The organism is Streptomyces sp. ICN903, assembly GCF_022015835.1.
Lineage (GTDB): Bacteria > Actinomycetota > Actinomycetes > Streptomycetales > Streptomycetaceae > Streptomyces > Streptomyces fenghuangensis.
In genome coordinates this window covers 1-7,442 of sequence record NZ_JAKMAY010000281.1, presented here as the reverse complement: position 1 = coordinate 7,442, position 7,442 = coordinate 1, and the positions used below count along the sequence as shown (strand labels likewise).

The window sequence follows — 7,442 nt, the reverse complement described above, 5'->3', positions numbered from 1 at the left end:
GTCCGCTCCCCCTCCTTGCCGGCCGGTGCGGGGGTTTCGGTACGCATCACGGGACGTTCTCCTCGGGTCAGGAGCCGAGGGCGGTCTTGGCCTCGTCGAAGAACTGGGAGACCGCTTCGTCGACGGAGACGGTGCCCTGCGCCATCGAGCGGTAGATGCTCAGGAAGGCGGCCTCGACGGTGTCGGTCCCGGCCGGGTGGGGCGTGATCGGCTCCAGGTAGTCGGTGACGCTCTCCTCGTACTCGGCGATCTTGGCGTCGGGCCCCTCGGGCTCGTAGGCCTCGAACTGCGCGTTGGTCGGCAGCACCCCGCGGTTGTAGCCCATGATCTTCCCGACCTCGGGGTCGTTGACCATGAAGTCGATGAACTTGGCGACCTCCTCCGGGTGCTCGGTCCGGGCGGAGGCGCTGAGCATCAGAGAGGAGAGGTACTGCGCGGTCCGCTCGCCGTCCATGGTCGGGATCGGCGCCAGGGCGAGCTCCCTGTCCGTCTCGGAGGTGTAGCGCGCCAGGAAGTTGTCCCAGGTGAACTCGGCGGCCGACAGACCGGCGCTGACCTCGGACTTGGGCAGGACCTGTGCGGCCTGCTTGGCCGGAACGAGCAGGCCGTCGTCGAGTTTGGCGCGGTGGTCGCCCCACCACTTCTTCAGGTCGGCCTCGGTGAAGCCGAGCCCGTCCTCGGTGAAGAAGGCCTTGTCCTGCTGCCGCAGGTAGAGGTCGTACAGGTACATCACGCCGCCGTTGCTGCTGGCGCCCCAGAACTCCTCTTCGGAATCGCTGATCTTCTTGACGGCCGCGTCGAAGTCCTTCCACGTCCAGCCGTGCTCGGGGGTGACGCCGGCCTCCTCGAACGCCTTGACGTCGTAGACGAGGGTGAAGGTGTTGGCCCCCACCGGCACGCCCAGCAGCTTCCCGTCGATCTCGCCGGCCCTGCCGAGGCCCTGGCGGAAGTCGTCCAGGTTCAGATTGCCCGCCTTCACCTGGGCGTTGAGGTCCAGCAGCAGGTTCTTCTGGCCGTACTTGCGCAGGAAGGCATAGGAGTTCTGGAAGACGTCCGGCGGATTGCCGCCCGCGGCCTGGGTGTTGAACTTCGTCCAGAAGTCGCCGTACTCCTGGAAGTCGGTCTTGACCTCGATGTCGGGATTCTCCTTCTCGAACAGGTCTATGGTCCTGTTGATCAGGTCCGCCCGGTCCTGCGCACCCCACCAGGAGTAGCGGATGGTCACCTTGCCGTCCGCACCCGTGTCACCGCCGCCGCACCCGGAGGCGAGCAGCCCCAGCGCGGCCAGACCGGCCCCCATGGCCCGCAGACCCGCGACCCTGCTCCGTCGAGAACTCATCGAAACGCCCCTCCCGGGCGGGTTCGTCCCGCCACCCCGGTTGTTTGAAACGTTTTAGGCAAGCGCTTGCCGGGCTAACTTAGGGACGCTCGGCAGAGGCGTCAACGGTTCGGACGGAATTCACCGCCGGGCATCCGGAGCGTGTGCGGACGGACACGAAGAGGCCGGGGTCCCGGCAGGCTTCAAGCCTGCCGGGACCCCGGCCTTCGGTGGGCGATACTGGGATCGAACCAGTGACCTCTTCGGTGTGAACGAAGCGCTCTCCCGCTGAGCTAATCGCCCGGGTGCGGCGACAACATTACCGCATGTCAGCGACTGCTCGTGACCCCCTCGCACCCCCGGGGCCCGGCAGGCTCAGCTCGCGACGTCCCACGGCATCGCCAGCCCGTACCGGGCCAGATACAGACCCACCAGGACCGCGGCGACGGCCACACCGAGCGCCGTGAGCGTCATGTTGCGGCGCCGCACCTTCGGATCGAGCGCGCGCCTGGCCGCCTCGGAGACCTTCCGCCGCGTCCACCGCAGGACGATCTGGGCCCAGACGAACTCCGTCGCCCAGACCGCCAGCCCCGTGAAGATCACCAGCCAGCCCGGCCCCGGCAGCGCCAGCATCAGCACTCCGGCGAACACGATGGCGAGCCCGACCAGGAAGACCCCCACCTGCCAGCTCAGATGGAGCGCCCGGGATGCCTTGATGAAGCGCGGCGCCCGTGAACCGAGGGCCCGTTCCTTACTCTCGGTTTCCACCCGCCCCAGATTACCCGAGCCCTCCGAGCCGTTCGCCCGAACAGACCACCGACTAAATCCCCATTCCTCCATCTGAATGATGTGAAGGGAAACAAAAGGGGCAGAGGGGTTTACACCCCTCCCGTGGGTGGCATGTCGATTTCGCCGACGTGCGAATCCCCGAGCGCACACTGAGCGAAAGGCCCTGGCGCTTATGAACACCACGGTCAGCTGCGAGCTGCACCTGCGCCTCGTTGTATCGAGCGAGTCCTCCCTGCCTGTACCCGCGGGCCTGCGGTATGACACGGCCGATCCCTACGCCGTGCACGCCACCTTCCACACCGGCGCCGAGGAGACCGTCGAGTGGGTCTTCGCCCGCGACCTCCTCGCCGAAGGCCTGCACCGTCCCACGGGCACCGGCGACGTCCGTGTCTGGCCGTCCCGCAGCCACGGTCAGGGCGTCGTCTGCATCGCTCTCAGCTCACCGGAGGGCGAGGCGCTGCTGGAGGCCCCCGCGCGGGCCCTGGAATCCTTCCTCAAGCGAACGGACGCCGCGGTCCCACCCGGCACCGAGCACCGGCACTTCGACCTCGACACCGAGCTCTCCCACATCCTCGCGGAGAGCTGACAGCCGCCGGCACCCCGCTGCCGTCCGACTCGGGGCGACGGCTCGGGGCCCGGCCCTCCCGGCCCAGCGACGGCGACGCCGCCGCCACGTACCACCGTGGCGGCGGCGTCGCCGTGTCCGGGAGGGGCTAGAGTCTCACCGCAGCAAGGCCCGCAGGGCTGCCGACGAGAGACCGGCCAGGGAGCGACGACCGTGCTGATCAACCACGACACCCGGTGCGCCCTCGACGCCGTCGTCGACCTGCTGAACACCGCGCCCGACGAGCACACCCCCGACACGCTCACCGACACCGGCGCGCTGCGCGCCTTCGTCGAACGCAACGCCGTCAGCGACGTGGGCACCCTGGACGAGACGGACCTGGCCGCCGTACGGGAGGTGCGCGATCAGTTCGGGCGGGTCTTCGCCGCCTCCGACGCGCACCGCGCGGCCGAGCTGGTCAACGCACTGGTGGCCGCCGCCGGCACCACGCCCCGGCTCACCGACCACGACGGCTACGACTGGCACATCCACTACTTCGCACCGGGTGCCTCCCTCGCCGACCACCTCGCCGCGGACGGCGGCATGGCCCTGGCCTTCCTGGTCGTCGCCGGTGAGCGCGAGCGGCTGCGCCGCTGCGCCGCCCCCGACTGCCGCCGCGCCTTCGTCGACCTGTCCCGCAACCGCTCGCGCCGCTACTGCGACAGCCGCACCTGCGGCAACCGTCTGCACGTGGCCGCCTACCGGGCGCGGCAGCGCGGGGCCTCCGGGAACTGACCGGTCCGGCCGGCGTCCGCCCCGGCCCGGCCGGAAGCGCCCGAAGAGCCGGGGACCCGGCAGCGGAACGGCGGTCAGAGCAGGAAGAGGTCGTGCACCGCCGCCAGGAAGACCAGCGCGCCGATGACGGCCAGGAAGAGCATCAGCGGCGGCTGGGAGAGGGCGAACAGGCAGCCGCGGGGCTCGGGCGGTTCGCCGGGGAGTCCTGCGGGCGGTCCGCCGGACCGGATGCCGTGACCCGCCTCGCGCAGGGAGCCGGGGGCACGGTCCTCGGGTGTCTCGGTGGTGTCGTGCATCTCGCCGCGATGATGGCGCAGGCAGGAGCGCCGCGCGGTTCAACACACCATCGCGCGGGCATGGTTCACCGGATTCAGATGCCGTGTTTCTTCAGAATCGCTTCGATGTCCGAGAAGTCGTCCGCGTCGGTCGCCCCCGCCGCGGGACGCCCCTCACGGCCCCTGCCTGCCTTGTCGCCCTCGCCGCCGAGAGCCGGCCGGGACGCACCGGACTCCGCCGCGCGGCGCGCGCCGCGCCCGGATCCGCCCTCGCGGCCACGCGTACGCCTGCCGGCGGCGCGGCCCACCACATACAGGACGAGGGCCACGGCGAGCACCCCGAAGCCGGCCCAGACCGTGGGCTTGAGCACCAGGTCCGAGGCCCAGGCCGCCACCGCCCCTCCGATCTCGCCGAACATTCCCAGCAGGCCGGACATCGCCAGCCCGACGGGCACCAGGGACAGGGCCGCTATACGGGTGGCCGCGGCGAAGCGGCGGCGGTAGGCCGTCAGGAAGGCGACGGCCAGTCCCGCCGCGGAGAGCGCCGCGCAGACGGTCGTGGTCAGCATGTATCCATCGTGCCGCTTCCCGCCCCGTATGTGCCATGTTCCGCCCCGCGATCTCGGGGGGATTTCCGGGCCCTCTCCTCCTGCGGACCCCCTCGCGCACCTCCCGCTCTCCTCCCCGGGCCGGGCTGGGAGACTGGCGCCATGAACGACACCCGCCCCACCCGCCCCGTCCTGGACGTCTGGTGCGAGCTGCAGTGCCCCGACTGCGACCGGGCCATGGCCGACCTGCGCGCGCTGCGCGAGCGGTACGGCGACGCCCTGGAGATCCGGCTGCGCCACTTCCCCCTGGACAAGCACCGCCACTCCTACGCCGCCGCCCAGGCCGCCGAGGAGGCGTACGCGCAGGGCCGCGGCGACGAGTACGCCCAGGCGGTCCTGGCCCGCGCCGGTGAGCTGGCAGAGCGCGGCGAGGAGCTGCTGCTGGAGGTGGCCCGGGAGCTGGGCCTGGACGCCGAGGAGGTGGACACCGCCCTGATCGACGGGCGGCATCTGCTGATCGTCGACGCCGACCAGGCCGAGGGCCGGGCGATCGGGGTCACCGGCACCCCGACCTATTTGATCGGCGGTGAGCGGCTGGACGGCGGGAGGAGCCAGGAGGGCCTGCGCGAGCGGATCGAGGAGATCGCCGACCGGCTGCTGGCCGGAGCCGGGGAGCGGAAGGGGTCCGGGGAGGAGGCCGGGCGGAACGGTTAGAGACGCTCAGAGCAGCGGCTTGTACAGATGGTGGGCGGTCGGCCGGTGGCCGAGCGACTCGTACAGCCGCAGGGCCGCGGTGTTGTCCGTGAAGACGTTGAGCCCGAGCGTGCGCACCCCGGCCGCCAGGCACTCGCGCTCGGCGGCGAGCATCAGCGTCCGGCCGTGGCCCCGGCCGCGGTGTGCCGGGGCCACCTCGATGTCGAAGACCCAGGCACCGGACCCGCGCGCACGGGCCGTCGCCAGCCAGAGCGTGCCGACGTCCGCTCCCCCGTGGACCAGGACCCGCAGGGCGGTGCCCGCGGTGTCCGGCCCGTCGGGCAGCAGCTCGGCGTGGTCCGCCCCGGACCTGGCACGGGCCCGTGCCGGGTCCATGCCCCACTCGGTCCAGAGGCGGGCGTAGGCCTCCCGGCGGCTCTCCAGCCAGGCCGGGTACTCGTCCGCCTCCAGGGGGCGCACCGTGCTGCCCGGCGGCAGCACGGGCGCCTCGGACAGTTCCCTGGCCATGCTCCGGCTGCGCTCGGTGTAGCCCAGGGCCGCGGCCAGCCGCAGGGCGGGACCGGCGTCCGCCGGGACGCTCGCCTCGATCCGGCGGCAGCCCCAGCCGCGCAGCACCTCCTCGGCCGCGAGCGCGGCGACGGTGGCCCGGCCGCGGCGGCGGTCGGGTCCGTGGACGGCGAGCTCCTCGATGCGGCCGGCCGACGGGCCGAAGCGTTCGTCCGTGGCCAGGCGCAGACCGCCGGCGGGGCGGCCGTTGACGCAGATGTCGTACGAGCGGGAGCGGGCGCCGTCCGCGGCGCGCCGCTCGGGTCCGGTGGGGCGCAGGGTGGTGGTCATCGCCTGGGTTCTACCCACCGGGGAGCCCCGCTGTCACCCGGCGCGGGGAGGACCGGGGACGCCGCGGGTTCCGGGGGCGCCTCACGGGTCGATGTCGGCCGCCGAGCGCTCGGCGAAGATCCGCATCGCCTTGGCCGTGACCGGCCCGGGTGCGGAGGGCAGTTCGCGTCCGTCGATCCGGTGGACGGCCTGGACGTCGCGCAGAGTGGAGGTGAGGAAGACCTCCTCGGCCCGCTCCAGGACGTCCATCGGCAGGTCGGTCTCCTGGGCCCCCGTCCACTCGGCCACCAGTGCGCGGGTGATCCCGGCGAGGCAGCCGGAGGCGAGCGGCGGGGTGTGCGGCTCGCCGTCGAGGACGACGAAGACGTTGGAGCCGGTGCCCTCGCACAGCTGCCCGACGGTGTTGCCGAACAGGGCCTCCGAGGCGCCCTGTCGGCGGGCGTGGGCCAGCGCGACGACGTTCTCGGCGTAGGAGGTGCTCTTCAGGCCGACCAGCGCGCCGCGCTCGTTGCGGACCCAGGGGACGGTGACGGCGGCGGTTGTGTCGGGGCGGGGCTTCGCCTCGCCGAGGGCGACGACCAGGGTGGGCCCGGCGTCGCCGCGGTCGGAGCCGAGGGGGGAGAGCCCGCCGGTGTAGGTGATCCGCAGCCGGCCCAGCGGCACGGGGTTGGCCTCCACCACGGCGGCGCAGGCGTGGCGCACCTCGTCCAGGTCCGGCTCGGGCAGGCCCAGGCCGCGGGCGGAGGCGGCCAGGCGCTCCAGGTGGCGGGTGAGGGCGAAGGTGCGCCCGTCGGCTGCCTTGACCGTCTCGAAGACCCCGTCGCCGACGGTCAGTCCGTGGTCGAGCACGGACACCCGTGCGGCGTCGGCGTCCCGCAGTTCTCCGTCCACCCAGATCAGCGTCATGCCCCAGCTCCTCCGGTCCCGCCCGCCGTGCCCGCCGCGCCGGTGGTCCGGACCGCGCCGCTCGCAGGAGGCGTCTTCGCGTACTCCCCCGACGCTACCGTGAGCAGCCGCTCCGCCTTCAGTTCGGTCTCCTCCCACTCCCGCTCCGGGTTCGACCCCCAGGTGATCCCGGCGCCGGTGCCGAAGCGCAGCACCGGACCGCCGGGCGCGGCGCGGTCGATCCAGAAGGTGCGGATGCCCACGGCCAGTTCCCCGGTGCCGCGGTCTGCGTCCACCCAGCCGATGCCGCCGCAGTACGGGCCGCGCGGGGCGGTCTCCAGGGAGCGGATGACGCGCAGGGCGCTGGACTTGGGGGCACCGGTGACCGAGCCGGGCGGGAAGGTGTGCTCCAGCAGTTCGGCCCAGCCCGCGCCCGGGGCCAGTTCGCCGCGGACGGCGGAGACGAGGTGGACGAGTCCGGGGTGCGGCTCGACGGCGCACAGGGCGGGGACGGTGACCGATCCGGTGGCGCTGACGCGGCCGAGGTCGTTGCGGACCAGGTCCACGATCATCACGTTCTCGGCGTGGTCCTTGTCCAGCAGGTCGGCGGCCGTGCGTCCGGTGCCCTTGATGGGGCGGGACTCCACGGTGCGCCCGCGGCGGGCGAGGTAGAGCTCGGGCGAGGCCGTGGCGATCTCGACCCCGTGGGCGGGGAGGCGGACGGTGCCGGCGTGGGG

At 72.7% G+C, this 7,442-nt stretch carries 10 protein-coding genes and 1 tRNA gene; 3 read left to right on the top strand and 8 right to left on the bottom strand.

Features of this window, described 5'->3' with window-relative positions; all coding sequences use genetic code 11:
- Positions 1–67: 67 nt before the first annotated feature.
- From L7D48_RS23225 to L7D48_RS23215, 3 genes are all read right to left on the bottom strand, one after another.
- Positions 68–1,339 carry a sugar ABC transporter substrate-binding protein gene (locus L7D48_RS23225; protein WP_237882102.1) on the bottom strand — a complete coding sequence of 424 codons (1,272 nt, stop codon included), beginning with the start codon at positions 1,337–1,339 and terminating at the stop codon, positions 68–70.
- 210 nt (positions 1,340–1,549) lie between these two features.
- Positions 1,550–1,621: transfer RNA gene (locus L7D48_RS23220), tRNA-Val, on the bottom strand.
- 72 nt (positions 1,622–1,693) lie between these two features.
- The gene (locus L7D48_RS23215) at positions 1,694–2,158 is read right to left on the bottom strand and encodes a TIGR02611 family protein (protein ID WP_237882101.1); all 465 of its coding nucleotides are present in this window, start codon (positions 2,156–2,158) and stop codon (positions 1,694–1,696) included.
- 121 nt (positions 2,159–2,279) lie between these two features.
- On the opposite strand from L7D48_RS23215, the gene L7D48_RS23210 reads away from it, so the two are divergent.
- Together L7D48_RS23210 and L7D48_RS23205 are read left to right on the top strand one after the other, a co-directional pair.
- Positions 2,280–2,693 carry an SsgA family sporulation/cell division regulator gene (locus L7D48_RS23210; RefSeq protein ID WP_003959770.1) on the top strand — a complete coding sequence of 138 codons (414 nt, stop codon included), beginning with the start codon at positions 2,280–2,282 and terminating at the stop codon, positions 2,691–2,693.
- A 192-nt stretch (positions 2,694–2,885) separates the two neighbouring features.
- Complete coding sequence (locus L7D48_RS23205) at positions 2,886–3,446, top strand: CGNR zinc finger domain-containing protein (RefSeq protein ID WP_237882099.1); 561 nt, start codon at positions 2,886–2,888, stop codon at positions 3,444–3,446.
- Between the two features lie 74 nt (positions 3,447–3,520).
- On the opposite strand, the gene L7D48_RS23200 is transcribed toward L7D48_RS23205, so the two are convergent.
- Positions 3,521–3,742, bottom strand: coding sequence for a hypothetical protein (locus L7D48_RS23200; RefSeq protein ID WP_237882104.1), 222 nt, complete (start codon positions 3,740–3,742; stop codon positions 3,521–3,523).
- Positions 3,743–3,816: 74 nt separating this feature from the next.
- Entirely contained in the window at positions 3,817–4,290 is a 474-nt protein-coding gene (locus tag L7D48_RS23195; RefSeq protein ID WP_237882097.1) for a hypothetical protein, read from the bottom strand.
- 141 nt (positions 4,291–4,431) lie between these two features.
- Between L7D48_RS23195 and L7D48_RS23190 the strand changes: the two genes are divergently transcribed.
- Complete coding sequence (locus tag L7D48_RS23190) at positions 4,432–4,983, top strand: DsbA family protein (RefSeq protein WP_237882095.1); 552 nt, start codon at positions 4,432–4,434, stop codon at positions 4,981–4,983.
- Between the two features lie 6 nt (positions 4,984–4,989).
- Here the strand turns inward: L7D48_RS23190 and L7D48_RS23185 are convergent, their stop codons facing one another.
- The 3 genes from L7D48_RS23185 to L7D48_RS23175 all read right to left on the bottom strand — a co-directional run.
- On the bottom strand, positions 4,990–5,820 hold the full coding sequence (locus tag L7D48_RS23185; RefSeq protein ID WP_237882093.1) for a GNAT family N-acetyltransferase: 831 nt from the start codon (positions 5,818–5,820) through the stop codon (positions 4,990–4,992).
- 81 nt (positions 5,821–5,901) lie between these two features.
- On the bottom strand, positions 5,902–6,726 hold the full coding sequence (locus L7D48_RS23180; RefSeq protein WP_237882091.1) for an aminotransferase class IV: 825 nt from the start codon (positions 6,724–6,726) through the stop codon (positions 5,902–5,904).
- Positions 6,723–7,442: chorismate-binding protein (locus tag L7D48_RS23175; RefSeq protein WP_237882089.1), on the bottom strand; the 720-nt coding region annotated here is incomplete at its 5' end. The genes L7D48_RS23175 and L7D48_RS23180, both read right to left, overlap by 4 nt.